Source organism: Membranihabitans maritimus (assembly GCF_021729145.1).
In the GTDB taxonomy this organism is placed as follows: domain Bacteria; phylum Bacteroidota; class Bacteroidia; order Chitinophagales; family Saprospiraceae; genus Membranihabitans; species Membranihabitans maritimus.
The window spans coordinates 1-21,442 of record NZ_JAJSLW010000022.1; the positions used below are offsets into that span (position 1 = coordinate 1).

A 21,442-nucleotide genomic window follows, 5' to 3' on the forward strand; every position below is an offset into this window, starting at 1 on the left:
AACTTCACATTGTGAAAAAATATATTTGTTAAATCTTAATTCTTCCTAATGCGTATCCTTTCGGGACCCCGTAGTTAGCTAATATCTGCGTTTTTCATTTTGACATCACTACCCGATGATTGAGCTTGGACAAGCCGTACAAGTTTACCGTGTTTCACTACCCACATGACACGGATATATACTTCAAATTGAAAAAAAATATAACATCCACAATAACTGCACTTATTTACGATGTTCAAATTCAGGTATTTAAGGAATTTTCAAAAAAATAACTTAAACGTTTTAAGGATTGCATTATTTTTATCAATTTTATCAATTCAAAATAAAACACTGCTAGAATTATGAAAAAAGTAATCACTTTTGGTGAAATTATGTTACGTCTAAGCCCTCCCGGTAACCTGAGATTCTCTCAGGCTTCATCTTTTGATGTAGTTTATGGAGGTGGAGAGTCTAATGTTGCGGTTTCGCTTGCTAATTATGGGATCCCCGTAGAATTTGTTACCCGATTGCCAAAAAATGACATTGGAGATTGTGCTTTGGCCGAATTGAGGAAAAAGAATGTAGGCGTTAATCATATAGTCAGAGGAGGAGAAAGATTGGGTATTTATTTTCTTGAGATTGGTGCCGTTTCACGGGGTAGTAAAGTAGTTTACGATCGCGCTCATTCTGCTATATCTGAAATCGAGGAAGGCATGATTGATTGGGAAGAGGTTTTTCAAGACGCACAGTGGTTTCACTGGACAGGCATTACTCCTGCCATTTCCCAAAAAGCTGCGGATGTCTGTAAGCAGGCTATCCAGGCCGCTAATGATTTGGGTATTACTGTATCAACAGATCTCAATTATCGTAAGAACTTATGGAAATACGGCGTGGAAAGTACTGAGATAATGCCTGATCTGGTTGCTGGATGTGATATTGTATTAGGTAACGAAGAAGATGCAGAAAAGCATTTCGGAATCCATCCTGAAGGGGTAGATGTCTCAAAAGGAGATACTATGGATGCAATGGCGTATGAATCCGTTTGCAAACAACTTATGGAGCGATTTCCACGAATTAATAAGGTGATTATTACTTTAAGAGGTTCTCTTAGTGCCTCACATAACACCTGGTCAGGCGTATTATATGACGGTAATAAATTATTAAAGGGTCCTGATTTTGATATCACGCATATTGTAGATAGAGTCGGTGGAGGAGATAGCTTTATGGGTGGATTAATTTACGGATTGATTCATTATAAAGATGACTTGCAAAGTGCTCTTGATTTTGCTGTATCCGCATCCTGCCTGAAACATACAATTTTTGGAGATGCCAACTTGGTTACTGTCTCTGAAGTCGAAAAATTAATGGGAGGTGATGCATCCGGAAGAGTAAGCCGATAAATCAGTAATAAATAATAAATAACAAAATAAATTACAATATATGGCTCAGTATTTCAGATCTGAAGTGATTCAGAATATAGAAGACCAAAGGCTTATGCCTTTATTCTATAATAAGGATATTGAATTATCAAAAGCTGCCTTGAAAGCGTGTTATGACGGAGGCGCCCGATTACTGGAATTCACGAACAGGGGTGATTATGCCCAGGATGTATTTTCTGAACTTAATAAATACGCCATTGAAAATTTACCCGGTATGATTTTGGGTATTGGCTCTATTAATGACGCTCCCACTGCAGCGCTTTATATGCAATTGGGGGCCAACTTTATCGTGGGACCATCATACCGCGAAGATGTCGCAAGGGTTTGTAATCGCAGAAAGGTTCTTTACGTCCCCGGTTGCGGATCACTTACCGAAATAGGAAATGCTGAAGAAATGGGATGTGAATTTGTCAAACTTTTCCCTGGGAGCGTGTATGGTCCCGGTTTTGTAAAAGCGATAAAAGGCCCCAGCCCATGGACGAAAATCATGCCTACCGGAGGGGTAAGCACTGATTTAGATAATTTAAAATCCTGGTTCTCTGCCGGAGTTAGTGCCGTAGGTATTGGTTCTAAATTAATTTCAAAAGATATTTTGATCAATAAAGATTGGCAGGGGCTGGAAGATAAAGTACGTCAGACATTATCTACTATTTCCCAACTCTGAAGTTTTTGAAGTATAATAGATTTTGGTAAATTGACATTTTTATCAAAACTATGAAAGTACTTAATCAGGAAAATACGGGAGAGTTGGATAAAAGGACGATGAAATTTCTGGGAATTTCATCCTTTCAACTAATGGAAAAAGCGGTCTATGCTTTATATCGTCAGTTAAAAGATACGGTAAAAGATGTAGACCGTCCTTTTGTAATTTTAGCCGGTTCCGGCAATAACGGTGGTGATGGCATTGGATTGGCGCGCTTACTCAGCGAAGATGGGCATATAGTGGAATTATATTATTGTGATTATGCCCAACCAACGGATGAGAACTCCAAAATGCGCTCAAAACTTCCAAGAATGAAGTATTTAACCGAAAGTACAATTCATTCCGAAAGCGATTTTCCCAATCTGCCTAATAATTCTATAGTAATAGACGCCATATTCGGGAATGGAATTAATCGTCCGCTATCCGGATTATGGTTGCACCTGGTGAAGCATGTCAATAGTCATTCAGAAAGTGTCACAGTTATAAGTATTGATATTCCTTCAGGATTACATCCTGATTCCTGGTATGGGACGGAAGCTGTCAAAGCCGACTTTACATTTACAATTGGACAGCCAAAGAAATCATTTTTTTACAGTGAAAGTGGCGAATATACCGGAGAATGGGATATTGTGGATATTGGACTTTCCTATTCAGAAACCAAAGATCTGCATACTAATTTATTTTATGTAACCAAGGCACTTGTTCAATCAAGTGTAAATCTTAAGCGGAAGAAGTTTTCCCACAAAGGGATATATGGCCATGCCCTTTTAATAAACGGGTCTTATGGTAAAATGGGTGCAGCCATCCTGGCCGCAAGATCTAGCCTGAGAAGCGGTGTTGGGTTATTAACATGTCATGTGCCTAAAATCGGCTATCCTATTATGCAGATTTCGGTTCCTGAAGCTATGGTTTCTGTTGATGATCACGATTATTATTTCCATTCCTGCATAGATACCCAAAAATATTCAGCTATTGGTATCGGTTCAGGAATAGATCATAGATCTGGTGTTGAAGAAGCTCTACTCTACATTTTAAAACAAAGTAAAAAACCTTTAGTATTAGATGCAGATGCTTTAAATATTATCGCTTCCAAGGAAGATTGGATACAAGCAATTCCTGCGGATTCAATTATTACACCCCATCCCGGAGAATTCCGACGATTATTCGGGAGCTGGGAGAGCGATGAAGAAAAACTTAATATCCAACTTACAATTTCAAAAGAACATCACATTTATATTGTTCTTAAGGGCGCTCATACATCCATTTCAACTCCGGATGGTAGAATATTTTTCAATTCAACCGGAAATCCGGGGATGGCAACACCGGGAAGCGGCGATACTCTTACAGGTATTTTGACCTCTTTCCGAGCTCAGGGGATTCCACCACTAGCAGCCTGCCTGACCGGCGTATATTTACATGGCATGGCAGGTGACCTGGCCAGTAAAGACAAAGGAGAAATATCCCTGATTAGTTCTGATATTATCGATTATTTGGGAAGTGCCTTTCAGGATACTTTTGGATATTAGCGATATACATAGATCTTATTTTGTAGTTCTGTTTATCTCTCAAACAGCCTGAATTCTAAAATTTGAGGCTGCTTGGTGTTATTCCTTCTTATCTTCCCCTCCTACCCAATTCAATGACCTTCATATTTTCGATTTTACCACTGTTGATTTCAAATTTAAGAATTGTCCGCATTAAATGAAATCCATGATGTCCGCAGGCTCCAGGGTTTACATACAATAAATTATTTTTGTTATCATATTGGATTTTAAGAATATGGGAGTGCCCACAAACGAGAATCTTGGGATGGAATTGGTGGATAAGGTTTTTGACATGTGAATGATAGTACCCAAACTTTCCGGCGATATGAATCATCAATACCTTAATACCGGATCTATCCATACATAGGTATTCGTCGTATTCAGATTGAATAATGTGATTATCTATATTACCATATACTGTTTCTACCGGGGCAATGCATGCAAGCTGATCCATAATTTCAATTTTGCCAATATCACCTGCATGCCATATTTCATCAACATCTTCAAAATGTTGTAAAATTGTTGGATCCAAAAAACTGTGTGTATCCGAAAGTACCCCTATTTTCAATCCTCTTTAATTTTTATTATAATCTTTCCAAATTGATCGTAATTCCCTAAATATTCTAATGCCTCATTAATATTTTCCAGCGCAAATTCCTTGTCGATAACTGGTCGTATTGTATGGTGGCTAATATAGACAAGCATCTTTTGAAAATCAAAATTACTTCCCATAGTAGTGCCAATAATTGAAATTTGCTTCCAAAATACTTTCGCTGGATTAATAGGAGGATAGGCCCCTTGGGTGCCTCCGTATACAATTATTTTGCCTCCTGGATTACAGAGATCCAGTAATTTATCAAAATCATCCCCTCCTGCACCGTCGATTATAAGATCCAATCCTTTGGAGCATTCTTTCAACCTTTGCCACCATCCCTTTTCAGTATATAAAACACCATCAACAGCTCCAATAGCTTTAGCACGTTCCAATTTATATTCCGAAGAGGTAGTGCAATAAACTTTTGATCCGGCTGCTACTGCCATCTGTATAGCGATAGAGGCTACACCTCCTCCCGCTCCCGTAATTAAAACTTTTTGACCGGATTTTAAACACCCTTTATTAAATAAACTTCGATATGCTGTCAATCCAACTAAGGGCAATGCTGCGCATTCCTGATCCGTCAGAAAATGGGGTGCTGGATAAATTTGAGATTTTAGTAGGTCACATTTTTCGGCCAAAAATCCGTTTTCCGGCATTCCTTTTATATGAAATTGTTTTTCCTGGAAAGCATCATTATTTCCCCAGTCAATTCCAGGATTTGCAACGACACGCTCTCCGTCTTCCCGAACACCTACACCGTCAGAACCCAGTATCACCGGTAATTTTATATTGGGATACAATCCCTTCGTAATCCAATAGTCCCGTCTGTTGAGAGATGCATATTTTACATTAATGACCTCCCTGTCATTCTCTGACTTCGGATTTGGCTGTTGAATTATCTGGAGTGGTTGATTCAGTTTTTTGAGAATGGCCGCTTTCATATAAAAAATGTTTGTTCAAAATGTTTGATGAACCAGACCCTACAGCGATAATCGATCGCATCGCCTCCTCGGGTTTTACATCAATTACAATAATTTGAGATCTTTTTACATGGTAAATAAATCCGCTCGTAGGATTAGGTCCTGTAGGTACAAATACGGTACAATATTCACCTAATGTTTCATCAGTCAAAAACCCAGTCGTTAAAGTATCCGTATTATACAAATCGATAAGGACAACCTTGAACAAGTTCATATTTGAATTCCCAATTAATTGCTGTACCGCTTCTTTTATGGTTCCATAGTAGGGAAGTTTAAACAAGATATGACGCTCTACCCTATCTACCAATTTTTTACCATGAGGTGTACTTACAAACAACCCGATCAAAAAACAAAGCAATATTAAAAATACAAGGGCAAAAAAGTCAACCAATAAAGGGTATTCAAAAACTTCATGCGCATTTGAAAGGCCTAATAAGGGTTTGACAACACCGGTTACCGTATAAAAAATAAAGGTAGTGACTATATAAAATATGGCCATTGGTAAAATAACGATCAGACCACCAATAATTGTGGTTTTTATAAAGTTCCTGGTTCCATTATCTAGCTTCATATAAATGCCAATTTTACAATAATCAATTTCATAAATACAGCATTACTTATTTTCATATTGCCAGTTTACTATTTTTGTTATACATACATTTTCAGTCCGAAGTACAAGCTCAATTTATTAGTTTTGTTTATACTTCAATTGATTAAATTATCAGCGATGACAGAGTTAAAAATATTGCGCGAGGCACGAAGAATAATTCACAATCATATTTCTTATACCCCTATCCTATATTCTACCCTCTTGAACGAAAAATATGGAGCTAAGGTTTTATTTAAATGTGAAAATTTTCAAATAACCGGATCCTTTAAATTGAGGGGCGCATATTACAGTGCCTTCAAAAAAATCCAACGAACCGGTAAGACATCTTTAGCCGGCCATTCCTCGGGTAATTTTGCTCAAGCGTTGGCTAAGACAGCCCATTTGATGGGTGTTGAATCCACTATAGTCATGCCGGGCAATGCACCAGAAATAAAAGTAGAAGGTGTAAAAAGATGGAATGGAAAAATTATTTATTCGGAAAACAGTCCTCAGTCGAGAGAAGCTAAACTGCATGAATTTATAAATCAACATCCAGAGGCAATTTATATGCATCCCTCTGATGACATGGATATGATTTACGGCAATTCTACTGCCGTCCAGGAATTAATCGAGGAAGAATCGGACATTGAAATAGTAATTGTACCGGTAGGAGGTGGTGGAATCCTGGCAGGAGCTGCCCTGGCCAGTAAAAATTTACTACCAAAAATAAAAGTCTACGGAGCAGAACCTTCAGGGGCTGATGATGCCGCCAGATCTTTCAGAACAGGAAAAATTGTACCTAGTGTTGAGCCTCAAACCATAGCAGACGGCCTAAGAACTCAATTAGGAAAAAACAATTTCCCAATTATTCAATCACTGGTAACAGATATTTTGACAGTTTCGGAAGCCGATATAATTACTTCTATGAAAGATATATACCAATACTTAAAAATTGTGATTGAACCTTCATCGGCTGTCCCACTTGCTGTTATCAGGAAAAACCCACAGCTATTCAGTAACAAGAGAATTGGGATAATTATTACTGGTGGTAACATAGATTTAGTTAACTTGGCCCAAATTTTTAAATAGATCAACATGTCAATATCTAAGGAGGTAAAAAGAATTACCGTACACACCTTGCGGCAAATGAAGGAAGCCGGGGAAAAAATTTCAATGCTAACGGCTTATGATTATTCTATGGCCAGGATATTGGATGAAGCCGGCATCGAGGTATTATTAGTTGGAGATTCGGCATCAAATGTAGTAGCGGGTCATGAAACAACTTTGCCTATCACCCTGGATCAAATGATCTTCCTGGCAGAAAGCGTCATTCGAGGCACACAAAAAGCATTGGTTGTTGTCGATTTGCCTTTCGGTACGTATCAGGGGAATTCCAAAAAAGCCTTGTCATCTGCGATTCGAATAATGAAAGAATCGGGCGCACATGCGGTCAAAATAGAGGGAGGCATCGAAATAAAAGATAGTATTAAAAGGATATTATCCGCAGGGGTTCCGGTTTTGGGACACCTGGGCCTAACGCCGCAATCAATTTATAAGTTTGGTACTTATACCGTCAGAGCCAAGGAGGAAGAAGAAGCTGAACGATTAAAAAAGGATGCGTTATTACTCGAAGAACTGGGATGTTTCGGGATCGTCTTGGAAAAAATACCTACTACTTTAGCCGCAGAGGTAACCCGTAGCATCTCGATTCCGACTATTGGAATTGGAGCCGGTGATAAAGTTGATGGTCAGGTTTTGGTTACGCACGACATGCTAGGTATTACCAAGGATTTCAAACCCAGATTTTTAAGACGGTACAGGGATTTATACAAAGATATTTTCGATGCCGCTCAGGAGTATAAAAAAGATGTCAAAAATTTTGATTTTCCAAACCAAAGTGAGCAATATAAATGAATAGAAAATTAATAACTATTTTTACTATAGTTATAGTTTTGCTTGGTATAGGTACTTATGTCGGATGGTTGTATTATCAATCAATTTTTGGTGAGAACATTCGCGAAAATGAAAATTCGATCGTATATATTTATCCGGGTTCGATAGAGGATTCGATTCGGACCAAAATAGAACCCTTCCTCCTCAATAAAAAATCTTTTGAAAGGGCCCAAAAAGTACTGGATTTTGAATTTACTAATACCAAACCAGGACGGTACAACTTTGGCGGTATTAGTACCAACCGCGAATTAATTAATACATTACGTTCGGGAAATGTAGAACCGGTTAATGTCATAATTTATAACGAAAATTCTTTAGGGGAACTTGCCGGAAAATTGAGTAAATATTTATTAATGGATTCCCTTGAATTAAAAACCTGTATCCAACAATCCGATCTCCTCAATGAGAATGGTTTTGCCGGGGATTCTCTTTTTACATTGTTTATTCCAAATACATACCAAATGTATTGGATGACGAATTGTGAAGCATTATCCAAACGATTAATAAAAGAACACAATACTTTTTGGGAAAGTAACGATAGGCTGCAAAAAGCAAAGAGACTGGGGATGACACCACATGAAATATATACACTTGCTACTATTGTAGATCGGGAAACACTCGCTGCCAGGGAAAAGCCTATAGTTGCAAAATTATACCTCAATAGATTGGAAAAAGGCATGTTACTTCAGGCTGACCCTACGGTAGTTTTTGCCAATCAATTACAGGGCGCACGCCGGGTATTATACAAACATCTGGAAATTGACTCTCCTTATAATACCTACAAATATCCCGGTCTTCCTCCCGGCCCCATTGGAATAGCATCTATAAGCGGGATAGATGCCGTTCTAAATCACGATGAACATTCATATCTTTATATGTGCTCCAAACCCGATAACAGTGGTTTGCATAATTTTGCAACAAACATCCGTGAACACAATATAAATGCAGCTGCGTATAGAAGATGGTTAAATCAAAGAGGTATTCGTTAGATGTTGGTACAAAAGATTCAGAAAAATATTGAAAAAATTGAAAGAAAATTACCCTATTCAAATCCGACCCGTTACCTCCTGGCAGTAAGCGGCGGGATAGATTCTATGGCTATGATCCATATATTTACGGTCTTGAATAAAAATTTTTCTGTTGCTCATTGCAATTTTCAACTCAGAGGAGATGAATCCGATAAAGATCAACAATTCATCAAAGAATTCTGTACAAATAATAAAATTCCATTTTTCACAACTTCCTTTAATACCTCTTCTTATTCAAAAATAAACAAAGTCTCTACACACGAGGCCGCCAGAAAATTGAGATATGATTATTTTCATTCCTTGCAACAGGAATATACATTCGATTTTATTGTTACCGCCCATCATAGTGATGATAATATTGAAACATTCTTTATTAATATATTTCGAAAAACTGGTCTGAAGGGGTTATCTGGAATTCCTATCCTTCGAGAAAGGACTATATTCAGGCCTATGCTTACAGTTTCGAGAAAAGAAATTGCCCAGTATGTATCTGAAAAATCAATTCCTTTCAGGGAAGATTCTAGTAATTTAAAAGATGATTATTTAAGAAATAAAATTCGTCACAAATTAATTCCATTAATTACTTCCTGGGATAATAGACATTACACCAATACATTAAGTACTATATCTAATTTATCTGATTATCAATGTTTTATTGATATTAAATTAAATAACTTTATATCTTTAAATGTACGCAAATATTGTCCGGGAATATTATATTTCTGTTATTCAAATCTTGATAATAATCCTGAGGATCTATTTTTATTGAAGCTATACCTTCTAAATTGCGGACTACACTCTACCCAAGCCTCCCAGCTCACAGAGAACCTTCACTTATTGAAAACCGGAAATCAATTTTACAGTGATATCTATTCCCTATTTTATGATCGTGAAACGCTTTTTATTGTAGATAATACTTTTATGCAAAAGGAATTAGAAACAAGGATTTGGAATATAAAAGAGTCAAGACAGATTACCTTTGAAAATGGAGATCGCATTTGGGTTGGTAACACCAAAAAGAATAATGGTTATACGATAAAATTAGACGAAAGTAAAATTCAATTCCCTTTGACAATTCGTACCTGGAATAGTGGGGATTATTTTTTTCCGGAAGGAATGGAAAGCCATAAGAAGTCAATTAAAAAATATTTTACAGATGAAAAAGTACCGCGTTTTCTAAAACATAAAGTTCGAATTTTAGCTGATCAAAATAATAATATAATTGCTATCTTAGGAATGCGCAATGATGAAAGATTTATGAGAAATGACTATAAAAACAGCCTCGTAATTAATTTTGACCCCGCTTTTTACTACCCCTTTTTTTCAAGTCAGAAGAATGCCCAAGAATAGGATCCAATCCGGTATCTTTTTTATCTCTCCCTCCGGGTGCTTCTTCCATTGTTTGATTATACAATTTTTCAATGAAGGAGAAAACTCCATTTTCGTTAATGGAAAAACCTGAGTAAGTTCCGTCTGGTACTCTCATCACTTTTTGATCAGAATAATTACTTTTCATTATTATTAAATGATCAAATATTACTTTATTTTCCTCTTTATCAAATCGCAACGTGGCCGGTGCCTGAACGGCATAATCCAGAATAAATCGAGACCTTCGGTATTCTTCAGGAAGATTTTGCTCCATTTCTATAAGTGGAGAACCAAAATGGACATTCCCGTTGTCCAAAACCAGGAATTCGATAACTTTTCTTTTAGTATAAAAATGGTAATTATCGAATCCAAATAACGCGTAAATTGATCTTTTGCCCTGTATTTTTACCGGAAGGATTTGATAGTAAAGAGTCCCATACCAATTTTCAGGTGAAAACTCCATATAGTCCAGATCAGAATCCATTTCCCAAACTATCGATTTATCCTCTAAGAAAACTGGACGATTCAAATTTTCAGCTTGAATCCAACCGCCATAACTATATTCACTGGTATCAGTATATAGTTGATACGTAATAACTCGTATTGAACGCGCGCTATCCTCCAATACCGAAAGTCCTTCCAATTCCGGAAAATTCACACTTAAATCTGAAAAAGATTCATCCAAAACCTTTCCCAGGTTATCATTTAAAAATAAATATGCATTTTGTCTATTCTCCAATATCGAATCTCTTACCAATATGCTTGAATATTTGGCTATACTGTCAATAGACAAAGATTTTCCATGGGGAATACTAATGGTGCATAACACTAAAAACAAAAAAAATAATCTTTTCATATAAATCGTATAATTCGAATTTATAACTTCAATAACGAATCAATATTATATTAGGTGTCTATCGACCTTATATTTACGATAAAATACGCAACAAATTACAAGTACTAAATCCCGGCCGGGAAAGATATCTTTCAATATCTTTTGTCCTTTCGATTCTTATAATCTCTTAATATAAATTCACCTAGTTGATTAAGATCTGAATAGAATGCTTTGCCGTTATTGGCTCTGGTGAATAATTCAACATATTCCTGCAAGTATGGATCGGAGGCTATCATAAAGGTAGTAATCGGAATATCGAGTTTACGAAATCTCGTTGCCAGATTCAGGGTACGATTCATAATCATTCGATCCAGGCCAAATGGATTTTTATAATACTTTTTACCTTTTTTGATACAAGTGGGTTTCCCGTCTGTAATTAAAAATACCTGTTTATTCGGATTTCTACGCTTTCTCAATAAATCCAGGGCCAATTCGAGGCCAGCTACAGTGTTAGTATGGTAAGGACCTACTTCCAAATAAGGCAAATCTTCTATATTAATAGGCCAGGCATCATTTCCAAAAACGAGTACGTCTAAGCTGTCTTTCGGATAGCGAGAACGAATAAATTCGGCCAAAGCCATAGCTACTTTTTTGGCCGGTGTAATCCGATCTTCTCCATACAAAATCATCGAATGGGAAATATCAATCATGAGAACAGTACTCATCTTACTCTGATAATATGTTTCATGTACTTCAAGATCCTGATGGGTAAGCATGAAATCGTCAATTCCGTTATTTATATAGGAATTTTTGAGTGATTCAGTTACTGCAATATTTTCAATTTTATCCCCAAATTCAAAAGACTTGAGATCAGAAATATAGTCTTCTCCCCTACCCGTAACTTTGCTATTATGATTTCCTTTTTGCGTTTTTTTAATCTTGCCAAAAATATCGTTAAAAGCTTCTTTGCGAATCGTAATATTCATTTTTGAGGTAGGTGTAAATTTGCCTGAATTAAAAGTTTCTTCTTTTAAAAAGCCTTTTTCTTTAAGTTCCTCAATAAAATCTGAAATAGTATAATCCTGGTTCGTCAACTTATATATATTGTCAAGTTGGGTCAACCATGCCAGTGCTTCGGCAGCATTGCCACCTGATTGCATTAAAAGTTCCTGAAAAACCTTGAGTAAGGAATCGAAAAGAGTCTGTTCATTTTCTTCCGGAATATAATCAGATATCAACCAACCTCGCATATATATAAATTATTTTTATTTATAGCCAGAAAATTCACCAGCCATATATGTCAATAAACGAATTCAAAATCGAATAGTTTGAAATTAATAAAAAAAGAGACCCTTTTAAAGAGTCTCTTTGAATAATTTTTCTTGAAATGTTATCTCAAAAGTATCGAAAGTCTAATTCATACCTTTGTAAAGGTCCATTACTTCTCTTACGTGTTTTTCAGATTGGCTTAGCAATTCTTTTTCTTCATCATTCAGTTGAAGTTCAATAACTTCTTCAATTCCATTGGCACCCAATTTTACAGGAACTCCCAGGAAAATATCGTTAATTCCATATTCTCCTTCAAGGTATACACAACATGGGAAGATCCTTTTATCGTCCTTTACGATCGATTCTACCATTTGAGCAGCTGCCGCACCCGGGGCATACCAGGCTGATGTTCCCATTAATTGTACGAGTTCACCTCCCCCCTTTTTTGTGCGTTCAACAATAGCATCCAATTTTTCTTTGGAGATCATTTCTGTTACAGGGATACCCGCAACGGTCGTATAACGAGGTAGTGGAACCATGGTGTCACCATGTCCTCCCATTAAAACTGCCTGGATATCTTTAGGAGAAACGTTGAGTTCCGAGGCCAAAAAAGCACGATATCTTCCTGTATCTAAAATACCTGCCATTCCAAATACTTTATTCTTTGGTAATTTTGAGTGGACAAATGCAGCATATGTCATTACATCCAATGGATTTGACACTACAATAATTGTTGGGTCCTCAGAATATTCAAGGATAGAAGAAGTTACAGTATTTACGATTTTCGCATTGGTTGAAATCAGATCATCACGACTCATGCCTGGTTTTCTGGGAATACCCGCTGTAATAACGACAATGTCTGAATTGGCCGTATCTTTATAATCTTCGGATCCTTTTAGTCTAGTACTATAATAATCAATGGGAGCTTGCTGCCAGCTATCTAGTGCCTTACCTCGAGCCAGGTCCCCTTTAATATCGAGTAGTACGACTTCATTAACAATATCTTTGTGAGCGAGTACATTGGCGACAGTGGCACCTACATTACCTGCTCCCACTACTGTAACTTTCTGCATTTTTTAAATTATTTTAAAGTTTATAAAACATCTATAAAATATATACTGTTTAATATACTAATAGAAAATTATTTTTAAATTTGATGCTATGCGACATCTCAAAAGCAACATCAATTCGGCGATGAAAGTAATAATAATTCCTGTATTATGGGTATTGTTTTTAATTGATTTCGCATTTGGTCAGGAAAACATCTCACTAGATAATGAAGTATGTGGTACTCAGGATTTATCGGAATATATTTCTGGGTTAGAAACCACAAATACAATAAAGACGAGGGCCAATACAGTTTTATTTTATCCGATAAAAGTGTTTTCGGTTGGCAATGATAATGGTGACGGCCATATGAATGCACTGGATATTCGAGAATCTCTTTGTACTCTCAATGAAGATTTTAGTAGTCTTAATATTCAATTCTATCTTTCTGGAGAAATTTCAAGGATAAATAACGACGACTATTATGAGCATGACCTTTCTGACGGTTATGAGATGATGAGAAATTTTAATAATAGAAATGCTTTTAATATATATATAGTTGAAAGCCCAAACGGTAATTGTGGCTATTTTAATACTTCTAATCCTGCAGTTGCTGTGTCCAAAGATTGTTTTGCAGGTGGGACTCATACATTGACGCATGAAATGGGACATTTTTTTGGTCTATCTCACACTTTCTATGGATGGGAAAATAGAACTTATAACGCTGATAATGTGCCCAGGACTTTGCGTATTCGCGGAAGGGATACGTTATATACGGAAACCGTAGCCGGTAAGCATTGTGAAAATGCCAGTGATGGATTTTGTGACACACCACCTGATTATATTAGTGAAAGATGGAACTGCGACCAGGATGGACTCAGCCTGGATAGTTATATTGATCCCAACGGGGAAGAATTTAAAGTCGATGCTAAAAATTTTATGTCCTACAGTTTTAATAGATGCCAGGAATATTTTTCCGAAGAACAGAAAGCAGAAATGCTTTCTATTTTAGAGGGTGAATATGAAAACCTGCAATATGAATTCGTTCCTGGAGAAACGCTTTCAGGAGATATAATCAATGCAATTTCACCGGATGAAAACAGCGATATAAATTACGATCAGGTACGCCTGCAATGGGAACCCATTCCTGGTGTTCAGGAATATATAATTCAAATTTCAAGATTCAATGGTGTTTTATTCAATAATGGATTAACCGTTAACCTCACAACGGATGGCAATCAGGTTGATGTCGATCCCAACGACTTGAGATTAGACACCAGATACTACTGGAGAATTGTACCCGTCAATTCATTTACTTTTTGCACAGAGCCTTCACAGGAATATTCATTTATTACCAGAGAACAAACAAATATTCATCAGCTTCCGGATGGTGATAAAATTAATATTTTCCCAAATATTTTGAGTTCTGGTGAGCAATTCATTAATATTAAATACGAATTAAATTCTACTAAAGAATTTGATCTTCAACTTTTTGACCTGCAAGGAAAATTGTTACAATCAAAGTCTGAAAAAATTACCGGTGATTTTCATTCCAGGCTAGAAGTTTATGACCTTTCGTCCGGAATGTATGTTTTAACCATTAGGAATGGTAACAAAGTAATTAGTGAAAGGATTATCGTACAGTAGTTTTCAACAATCATCCTGGATTATATAGGTAATTACAATTCTGAATTTAAATAATCGGCAATAATATACGCACCCGTCCATGCATTTTGGAAGTTGAAACCTCCTGTAATCGCATCGATATTGAGAATTTCCCCGGCGGAAAAAATACCGGGTGATTTTTTAAATTCAAAATTTCTAAAATTAATTTCTTTTAAATCTATTCCCCCAGCTGTTACGAATTCTTCTTTGAATGTGCTTTTCCCTTTTACCTTATATTTATCACATGTAATATTTGAATACAAATTATACCATTCTTCTTTTGTGACTTGCCCTACTTTTTCATTGGAGTCTATTCCTGATTTAATCAAAAAGTAATCCCATAATCTTTTGGGTATATTAGGTGCTGGAATGGCGTTGGAAATTATTTTTTTCCCATAGGTTTCCCTCATTGCTGTCACCCAGTGTTTGTATGGCTTTAACTTTGCCCATTGTACTTTAAGCATGAAATTATAATTTCGTTTTGCCAATTCCAAAGCACCGAACGATGACATTTTGAGGACGACAGGACCGCTCATCCCCCAATGCGTAATCAATAAAGGTCCACTTTCTTCTCCCACCCCATCTATGGATATTTTTGAATGCGCGATCGAAATACCAGCTAATCTATTCAGCTGCGGATCAGCTATATTAAAAGTAAATAATGAAGGTACGGGAGAAACAATAGATGCGGACATCCTCTCCAAATTTCTCCAGGATGAAACATTCCCACCCGTACTAATTACTACTCTGTCGGCTTCATATTTTTGGCCGTTTGAGAAATGTATTTCATATGTATTATGAATATTTATGGGGTTGATACCGGTCCATTTATACCCTAATTTGACATGAACATTATTCTTTTTTATTTCTTGCTCCAAACAATTAATTATAGATTGCGATTCATTGGATTGGGGAAATACCCTGCCGTCTTCCTCAATCTTCAAAGGAACGCCTCTTTTCTCAAACCATTCTATGGTATCCCCGCAACAAAATTTAGTGAATGGCCCTAATAATTCTTTACTTCCTCTTGGATAATATTTGATCAATTCATGAGGTGTCCAACAGGCGTGGGTAACATTGCATCTTCCACCCCCGGAAATTTTTACCTTTTGAAGGGTTTTCTTACCTTGTTCAAATATAATAATTTCATTTTCTCCTGAAAAATTATGCAAATTTGCCGCAACAAAAAAACCAGCAGCACCACCACCTATGATAGCAATTTTCAATATAAATTATTTTATATCAATAAATTATTAAAATAATTACGCTCCCCTGATAAATCAATGGAGACATCCCGGGCTTCTATTCTTTTAATTAAACGAAGTTGTGAATTTGCAAAAGCTTCTAAGTCTTTACCAAATGACATGGCCCCTAATTTGTGGCTCATAGCCCTATTTAATTTTTTCACATCCTTTATAATTTGTTGCGTTGAATCATCAAAGCACCATTCTGTGAATTTCTCTCTGATATATTCTACTGCCATTTCATTAGGATGAACAAGATCATTTCCACAATACCGGTAATCACGCAAATCATCCATAAATAATTCATATGATGGAAAATAGGATACATCTCTTCTTATGCTGGCCAGATTTTCCGCCGTCAATAATAATCTTGCTTTACTGCGTTGATTTTCGACAAAGCCGTCCCGTAAATAACGGACTGGACTTACGGTTATAATAAAATGAATATCATGCTGTAATTGTGTACGAATCATTTCGAGTCCGGAATTCAAAATTTCCAATAAATAATCTAGGGATAAGTTTTTTTTGGTAAACAACTTTGCTGGATACTTATGACAATTCCCTACAATATCATTACTCTGAATCAATTCATAAACCCAGGAAGTCCCCAATGTGATAACTAAAACTTTTCTTCCGTCAGAAGAATACCATTGCTTGTAATCGGAGATTTTCTCTTTGATACCAGCGTACAATTCATGTAATGATTTAGCGGCAATATCACTGTGCATTGACCAATGAAAATATTTGTTACTATTGACTTCCACCCCTTGTTTGAAATCTTTTTTTTCACAAAGGAAATTTAATTGTTCAACTATGGAATACGGATTGTATACATTTCCAAATGGATTCGATATAACGCCAAATTTTAAGGAAGATAAATATTGCGATAGGTGTTGAGTAAAACAACTACCTATAAATAAAAACTGATCGTTATAGTTAAAAGGATTATCCCACAAAAAATTTTTGAATTCAGTATGTCTCAACATGATACAAAAATATGAAATCAATCAACAAAACCGGTCCAAAGAATCGAACATACCCTGTAATCTATCGAAAGGATAGCTGAATGGATACAAATAAATAAATTATTGAAACTCACTTTTTCTTTACAATCAAAAGAGGGATATGCATATCCATATTAGATAATCCTTCGGCAACACTCCCGACAAAGGAAGTTCTCCCACGAGCCCCTACTACTATAAAGTCAAAATGTTTGCGGAAGGCATAATTATAAATACTCTGGGCTATAGATCGATTTTTACTATCAATAAATACGCAATTGGTTTCTCCAGAATTATCGGCTTTTCTCAAAAAACTTTGGTATTCTTTTTCAGAACTATTTACCACTTTGCTGCGCACTTTCTCCAGCGGTATGTATGGAAAATAATTCATAGGTATATTATAAATATGTAGGCATGATAAATTAGCTTCTGTCCTGTTCTTTATTTCTTCCGCTACTTTATAAGCTGTTAATGACGATGCAGTGAAATCAATCGGATTAAGAATATTAAAAATATTGTGGTAGGCTGTTTCCGGTAAAAACAAAACAGATGCTTCGGTCAGTCTTAGTAACTTACCCGGCATAATGCCTGCGCCCTCATAGTTGACTTTTTTCCCTACTAAAATGATATCGGATTGAGTACTTTTAGCATTTTCAGCTATGGCGTGAGAGCTCGAATCTTTCTGGGTTATTACCACTTGAGTGGAAATACTTTTAGAAGTAAAATTTAGGTTTATTTTTTCAAGAATATCATCTCGTATCAAATCGGCCAGGGGTTTATCCAATTCATTGATCAATTCTTCTACATCTTCGGGAAAATCATATTTAATATTATGAAAAAAGGTAACCTCTTCAACCCCTTTTAATTTATCAGCCAGATAATCCACGTAACGAATTAGGATTTCATCCATCTCCGTCAGATCAAGAGCTACCGTTATTTTATTAAAATCAATCTTCATTTCTAGTATTTGATCGCTTATTAATTAGTTGTCGTATCGTATCCTCATACGATTTTCTCTCTTTTTTCTTTTCGACCCTTTTCCAATCACTAAGTTCTTCATTCAACCCTTTATACAGGGAAAAGCACATAACAAATAGTACCAGGGTGAAGGGAAGTCCTGTGGTTACTGCAGCTGTCTGCAATGCTGTCAATCCACCCCCCACTAATAAAGTGGCTGCTACCCCTCCTTCTGATAGCGCCCAGAATATTCTTTGACCGACAGGTGCATCTAATTTCCCCCCGGAAGTAATACTATCGATTACCAACGATCCGCTATCCGAAGATGTCACAAAAAAGCTGGCAACCAAAGCTATTCCTATAAAGGACGTAATTGTTGAAAGCGGTAAACTTTCCAATAATACAAATAATGCCGTTGAAATATCATTATTAACTGCACTTGCAATATCGGCAATCCCATTCATTTCAACAAATAAAGCTGATCCTCCAAAGACAGACATCCATAAAAATGTTAAAAAAGAAGGAACTAAAAGTACTCCTAATATAAATTCACGCACTGTCCGCCCCTTGGAGACACGAGCGATAAACATCCCGACAAAAGGCGACCAGGAGATCCACCAGGCCCAATAAAAAACAGTCCAATCATTCTGCCAGTTTGTTCCAGCAAATGTTTCCGTCCAGGATCCAAGTTTTACCACATTGGAAAGGTAGGATCCCACATTTTGTATATAACCATCAAGTAAAAATACAGTTGGTCCGAGAAGTAATACCAATACCAGCAAAATCAATCCCATTTTCATATTTAGCTCACTCAACACACGAACACCTTTATCCAGACCCAATATGACAGAACCAGTGGCTACAAAGGTAATCACTATGATCAGTACTACCTGCATCCAGGTCGTATTGGGCGTTCCAAAAAGATAGTGCAAGCCCGAAGCAACCTGCTGCACACCAAAACCTAGAGAAGTGGCTAATCCAAATAAAGTAGCAACTACAGCTATCACATCAATGATATTGCCAAGTGGCCCGTATATTTTATCCCCAAGCAATGGGTGGAAAACAGAACGAATCGTCAACGGAAGCTTTTGATTAAAAGCAAAAAATGCCAGGGCCAGGCCAACTATAGCATAAATTGCCCATGCATGAAACCCATAGTGAATAAAGGTAAAATTCATTGCATTTTGAGCAGCTTGAGCAGGTGTATCAACCGGTAAGGGAGGATTTGAGTAATGGGTAATAGGTTCCGCGACTCCAAAAAATAATAATCCGATACCCATCCCAGCTGAAAATAACATGGCAAACCAGGCAAATAAACTAAAATCTGGTTTCGCCCCTTTTCCCCCGAGCCGGATCCTTCCAAATTTACTGCCTGCCAGATAGATACAAAAAACAATAAAGGCATTTACGGCGAATACAAAAAGCCAACCAGCATTAGTCGTCATTCCCGCCGATATAAGCGAAAATATGGCTTCCATGGGTTCCCCTACATATAATGTTATGGCAATAAATAAAACGATCAAAATAGATGCGGGATAAAAAACAGGTTTGTGAACGTCAAAATACTTATTCCTTTTTCCTTTTGACTTTTTTATCATGCCAATTGTTTTTCTTTCGATTATGATTAATCGGTTCTAATTAAAAATAAACCTTTACTTAAGGAATGAAAATTTTACGTAAAGACAAAAAAGGAAGGTAGAAAATAAAAAAGATTGCCCAGGGAATGAGCAATCTCTAACTAAATATTATGGGATATCTTAGAATTAATTGATACTGACTAATTCAATATCAAATATCAGATCTTTTCCAGCTAATGGATGATTGGCATCAATTTCAATACTGGCTTCTTCTACTTTGGTAACTACTACCGGTATAGATTGTCCACTGGGATGTTGCATAGTAAGTTGTTGACCTATTTCCGGATTAATACCTTCTGGTAATTGGTCTTTAGGAATATCTATTACCATTTCATCACTTTTTTCTCCGTAGGCATCATTGGCAGAAATTTCGGTTGTAATTGAATCGCCAATTTTCATCCCGTCAACTGCTTTGTCAAAACCCGGTATCATCATTCCAGCACCTAATTTAAATTCCAAAGGTTCTCGATCTCTTGAAGAATCAAATATAGAACCATCCTTAAGTTTCCCTGTATAGTGCACTTTTACCGTATCTCCGCTTTTAGCATTACTCATAAATAACTTAATTTTTTAAATGATTGATTTTCAAATGAGTGCAAATGTAGGCATTTCCATCGGGAAAGCCCAATTAAACGATCGAAAGATTTAATGCACTTATCAATACAGTTCAAAATAGAAAAAGAAACAGATAGATTCCCACATCTAATTAATCACTTAAATGTACGCGTCTATATTACCCTACGTACAATATTGGCTATAAAAATTATAAAGGACATTCAACAAAACTCCATTATTAAAACATCTGTTTTGAAAAGAAAACAGATTCAAAATGAAAGCATTAATACTTGAAATTATCATCCTTATTTTTTTATCATTTACATCCTGCAAGCAAAAATCAAAAGAAAACCCAGTTTTATCTGAGAGTAAACTGGACAATCCCGAGCCATTTTATTTGTCAAATATTGCGGACACCAGTTACTATATTACAATTGACACAGTAGGCGGGAATTACATCAATTCAATTCGGAAAATATATAGTCTTGACAAAGATTTACTAATTGTTGATAATAACCTGAGCTCGACGAATAGTTATAGGTTCAGAGGGAACGGAAGGAGAATAAACAAGGCAGCCTCCTAAAGCTTTATCGGGATAAAGCAAAGGATGGGAACGCGGTAGATTCTCCTTCTCGATCCAAACTTGAGAATTAGAATCATAGTGTTAACACTTGAGAACAGCGACTTTCCTCCTAAAAGGAGCTCTAAATAGACCACTATGTATTTGCCCCCTTTAGTCGAACCTCACTATTCTCAAGTGCTCCGAACCCTAAAAATTCATCAAGTTCAGGTTAATAAAAATATCCTCTACGGAATACACCGTAGTGGGTAAGTTAAATCTTCATATGATCACAATGGCAAAGGCCCGGGGGAATTTGTGAACATTCAGACCCTATGTATTGACCCTCATTCCAGAAATATTATAGTTTATGATAAAATACTAAGAAAATTAATTAAGTATGATTGGAATGGACAATTTATCAATGAAGTTCATTTTAAGGCTCCGTTGATTAACGAATTGGTCTAATCATCGCAAACAATACTGGCCATT

At 36.3% G+C, this 21,442-nt stretch carries 20 protein-coding genes and 1 pseudogene; 10 read left to right on the forward strand and 11 right to left on the reverse strand.

What is annotated here, in order from left to right:
• Window positions 1-341 precede the first annotated feature (341 nt).
• From LVD47_RS19905 to LVD47_RS19915, 3 genes are read left to right on the forward strand one after another with little or no spacing between them, the layout of a single operon-like run.
• Window positions 342-1,379 (forward strand): sugar kinase, encoded by a 1,038-nt coding sequence (locus LVD47_RS19905; RefSeq protein ID WP_236979984.1) that lies wholly within the window; start codon window positions 342-344, stop codon window positions 1,377-1,379.
• A 40-nt stretch (window positions 1,380-1,419) separates the two neighbouring features.
• The gene (locus LVD47_RS19910; RefSeq protein WP_236979986.1) at window positions 1,420-2,082 is read left to right on the forward strand and encodes a bifunctional 4-hydroxy-2-oxoglutarate aldolase/2-dehydro-3-deoxy-phosphogluconate aldolase; all 663 of its coding nucleotides are present in this window, start codon (window positions 1,420-1,422) and stop codon (window positions 2,080-2,082) included.
• A gap of 50 nt (window positions 2,083-2,132) precedes the next feature.
• On the forward strand, window positions 2,133-3,647 hold the full coding sequence (locus tag LVD47_RS19915) for an NAD(P)H-hydrate dehydratase (protein WP_236979987.1): 1,515 nt from the start codon (window positions 2,133-2,135) through the stop codon (window positions 3,645-3,647).
• Between the two features lie 88 nt (window positions 3,648-3,735).
• On the opposite strand, the gene LVD47_RS19920 is transcribed toward LVD47_RS19915, so the two are convergent.
• The 3 genes from LVD47_RS19920 to LVD47_RS19930 are packed head-to-tail and all read right to left on the reverse strand — an operon-like array spanning window position 3,736 to window position 5,814.
• A complete protein-coding gene (locus LVD47_RS19920) occupies window positions 3,736-4,233 on the reverse strand; it encodes a metallophosphoesterase family protein (protein ID WP_236979988.1) in 498 nt (165 codons plus the stop codon).
• Window positions 4,230-5,204, reverse strand: coding sequence for a zinc-binding dehydrogenase (locus LVD47_RS19925; protein WP_236979989.1), 975 nt, complete (start codon window positions 5,202-5,204; stop codon window positions 4,230-4,232). The genes LVD47_RS19920 and LVD47_RS19925 overlap by 4 nt, the downstream gene beginning before the upstream one ends.
• Entirely contained in the window at window positions 5,128-5,814 is a 687-nt protein-coding gene (locus LVD47_RS19930) for a DUF502 domain-containing protein (protein WP_236979990.1), read from the reverse strand. Before LVD47_RS19930 ends, LVD47_RS19925 begins: the two co-directional genes overlap by 77 nt.
• Window positions 5,815-5,970: 156 nt before the next feature.
• On the opposite strand from LVD47_RS19930, the gene LVD47_RS19935 reads away from it, so the two are divergent.
• From LVD47_RS19935 to tilS, 4 genes are read left to right on the forward strand one after another with little or no spacing between them, the layout of a single operon-like run.
• Entirely contained in the window at window positions 5,971-6,921 is a 951-nt protein-coding gene (locus LVD47_RS19935; RefSeq protein WP_236979991.1) for a pyridoxal-phosphate dependent enzyme, read from the forward strand.
• Between the two features lie 6 nt (window positions 6,922-6,927).
• Window positions 6,928-7,746 carry a 3-methyl-2-oxobutanoate hydroxymethyltransferase gene (gene panB, locus LVD47_RS19940; protein ID WP_236979992.1) on the forward strand — a complete coding sequence of 273 codons (819 nt, stop codon included), beginning with the start codon at window positions 6,928-6,930 and terminating at the stop codon, window positions 7,744-7,746.
• The gene (mltG, locus tag LVD47_RS19945; protein WP_236979993.1) at window positions 7,743-8,774 is read left to right on the forward strand and encodes an endolytic transglycosylase MltG; all 1,032 of its coding nucleotides are present in this window, start codon (window positions 7,743-7,745) and stop codon (window positions 8,772-8,774) included. Before panB ends, mltG begins: the two co-directional genes overlap by 4 nt.
• Window positions 8,775-10,163, forward strand: coding sequence for a tRNA lysidine(34) synthetase TilS (tilS, locus tag LVD47_RS19950; RefSeq protein WP_236979995.1), 1,389 nt, complete (start codon window positions 8,775-8,777; stop codon window positions 10,161-10,163).
• Here tilS and LVD47_RS19955 read toward each other — a convergent pair.
• The 3 genes from LVD47_RS19955 to mdh form a co-directional block, all read right to left on the reverse strand.
• Window positions 10,102-11,037: a hypothetical protein gene (locus LVD47_RS19955; RefSeq protein WP_236979997.1), complete on the reverse strand. Its 936-nt coding sequence runs from the start codon at window positions 11,035-11,037 to the stop codon at window positions 10,102-10,104. The genes tilS and LVD47_RS19955 overlap by 62 nt on opposite strands.
• Before the next feature lie 131 nt (window positions 11,038-11,168).
• The gene (locus LVD47_RS19960) at window positions 11,169-12,266 is read right to left on the reverse strand and encodes a vWA domain-containing protein (protein WP_236980000.1); all 1,098 of its coding nucleotides are present in this window, start codon (window positions 12,264-12,266) and stop codon (window positions 11,169-11,171) included.
• Window positions 12,267-12,428: 162 nt separating this feature from the next.
• Entirely contained in the window at window positions 12,429-13,358 is a 930-nt protein-coding gene (mdh, locus tag LVD47_RS19965; RefSeq protein WP_236980002.1) for a malate dehydrogenase, read from the reverse strand.
• An 88-nt stretch (window positions 13,359-13,446) separates the two neighbouring features.
• On the opposite strand from mdh, the gene LVD47_RS19970 reads away from it, so the two are divergent.
• The gene (locus LVD47_RS19970; RefSeq protein ID WP_236980004.1) at window positions 13,447-14,979 is read left to right on the forward strand and encodes a T9SS type A sorting domain-containing protein; all 1,533 of its coding nucleotides are present in this window, start codon (window positions 13,447-13,449) and stop codon (window positions 14,977-14,979) included.
• 32 nt (window positions 14,980-15,011) lie between these two features.
• Here LVD47_RS19970 and LVD47_RS19975 read toward each other — a convergent pair whose 3' ends face one another.
• The 5 genes from LVD47_RS19975 to LVD47_RS19995 all read right to left on the reverse strand — a co-directional run bounded on the left by LVD47_RS19975 (window position 15,012) and on the right by LVD47_RS19995 (window position 20,391).
• Window positions 15,012-16,223, reverse strand: a complete 1,212-nt coding sequence (locus tag LVD47_RS19975) for an aminoacetone oxidase family FAD-binding enzyme (RefSeq protein WP_236980006.1) — start codon at window positions 16,221-16,223, stop codon at window positions 15,012-15,014.
• Window positions 16,224-16,234: 11 nt separating this feature from the next.
• Window positions 16,235-17,227, reverse strand: coding sequence for a GSCFA domain-containing protein (locus tag LVD47_RS19980; RefSeq protein ID WP_236980008.1), 993 nt, complete (start codon window positions 17,225-17,227; stop codon window positions 16,235-16,237).
• A 109-nt stretch (window positions 17,228-17,336) separates the two neighbouring features.
• Window positions 17,337-18,200 (reverse strand): universal stress protein, encoded by an 864-nt coding sequence (locus LVD47_RS19985; RefSeq protein WP_236980010.1) that lies wholly within the window; start codon window positions 18,198-18,200, stop codon window positions 17,337-17,339.
• On the reverse strand, window positions 18,190-19,797 hold the full coding sequence (locus LVD47_RS19990; protein ID WP_236980012.1) for a BCCT family transporter: 1,608 nt from the start codon (window positions 19,795-19,797) through the stop codon (window positions 18,190-18,192). Before LVD47_RS19990 ends, LVD47_RS19985 begins: the two co-directional genes overlap by 11 nt.
• A gap of 165 nt (window positions 19,798-19,962) precedes the next feature.
• Entirely contained in the window at window positions 19,963-20,391 is a 429-nt protein-coding gene (locus LVD47_RS19995) for an FKBP-type peptidyl-prolyl cis-trans isomerase (RefSeq protein WP_236980014.1), read from the reverse strand.
• Window positions 20,392-20,665: 274 nt separating this feature from the next.
• On the opposite strand from LVD47_RS19995, the gene LVD47_RS20000 reads away from it, so the two are divergent.
• Both LVD47_RS20000 and LVD47_RS24165 read left to right on the forward strand, forming a co-directional pair.
• Window positions 20,666-20,974 carry a hypothetical protein gene (locus tag LVD47_RS20000; protein WP_236980016.1) on the forward strand — a complete coding sequence of 103 codons (309 nt, stop codon included), beginning with the start codon at window positions 20,666-20,668 and terminating at the stop codon, window positions 20,972-20,974.
• 276 nt (window positions 20,975-21,250) lie between these two features.
• A pseudogene (locus tag LVD47_RS24165) lies at window positions 21,251-21,418 on the forward strand (6-bladed beta-propeller); the annotation flags it as partial.
• Between the last annotated feature and the right edge of the window lie 24 nt (window positions 21,419-21,442).

Coding starts and splice junctions, on each gene's coding strand:
- LVD47_RS19995 (WP_236980014.1), bottom strand. CDS start 20,391: ATGAGTAATGCTAAAAGCGGAGATACGGTAAAAGTGCACTATACAGGG.
- LVD47_RS19930 (WP_236979990.1), bottom strand. CDS start 5,814: ATGAAGCTAGATAATGGAACCAGGAACTTTATAAAAACCACAATTATT.
- LVD47_RS19985 (WP_236980010.1), bottom strand. CDS start 18,200: ATGAAGATTGATTTTAATAAAATAACGGTAGCTCTTGATCTGACGGAG.
- mltG (WP_236979993.1), top strand. CDS start 7,743: ATGAATAGAAAATTAATAACTATTTTTACTATAGTTATAGTTTTGCTT.
- LVD47_RS19925 (WP_236979989.1), bottom strand. CDS start 5,204: ATGAAAGCGGCCATTCTCAAAAAACTGAATCAACCACTCCAGATAATT.
- LVD47_RS19990 (WP_236980012.1), bottom strand. CDS start 19,797: ATGATAAAAAAGTCAAAAGGAAAAAGGAATAAGTATTTTGACGTTCAC.
- panB (WP_236979992.1), top strand. CDS start 6,928: ATGTCAATATCTAAGGAGGTAAAAAGAATTACCGTACACACCTTGCGG.
- LVD47_RS19905 (WP_236979984.1), top strand. CDS start 342: ATGAAAAAAGTAATCACTTTTGGTGAAATTATGTTACGTCTAAGCCCT.
- LVD47_RS19955 (WP_236979997.1), bottom strand. CDS start 11,037: ATGAAAAGATTATTTTTTTTGTTTTTAGTGTTATGCACCATTAGTATT.
- LVD47_RS20000 (WP_236980016.1), top strand. CDS start 20,666: ATGAAAGCATTAATACTTGAAATTATCATCCTTATTTTTTTATCATTT.
- LVD47_RS19910 (WP_236979986.1), top strand. CDS start 1,420: ATGGCTCAGTATTTCAGATCTGAAGTGATTCAGAATATAGAAGACCAA.
- LVD47_RS19935 (WP_236979991.1), top strand. CDS start 5,971: ATGACAGAGTTAAAAATATTGCGCGAGGCACGAAGAATAATTCACAAT.
- mdh (WP_236980002.1), bottom strand. CDS start 13,358: ATGCAGAAAGTTACAGTAGTGGGAGCAGGTAATGTAGGTGCCACTGTC.
- LVD47_RS19980 (WP_236980008.1), bottom strand. CDS start 17,227: ATGTTGAGACATACTGAATTCAAAAATTTTTTGTGGGATAATCCTTTT.
- LVD47_RS19915 (WP_236979987.1), top strand. CDS start 2,133: ATGAAAGTACTTAATCAGGAAAATACGGGAGAGTTGGATAAAAGGACG.
- LVD47_RS19970 (WP_236980004.1), top strand. CDS start 13,447: ATGCGACATCTCAAAAGCAACATCAATTCGGCGATGAAAGTAATAATA.
- LVD47_RS19960 (WP_236980000.1), bottom strand. CDS start 12,266: ATGCGAGGTTGGTTGATATCTGATTATATTCCGGAAGAAAATGAACAG.
- tilS (WP_236979995.1), top strand. CDS start 8,775: ATGTTGGTACAAAAGATTCAGAAAAATATTGAAAAAATTGAAAGAAAA.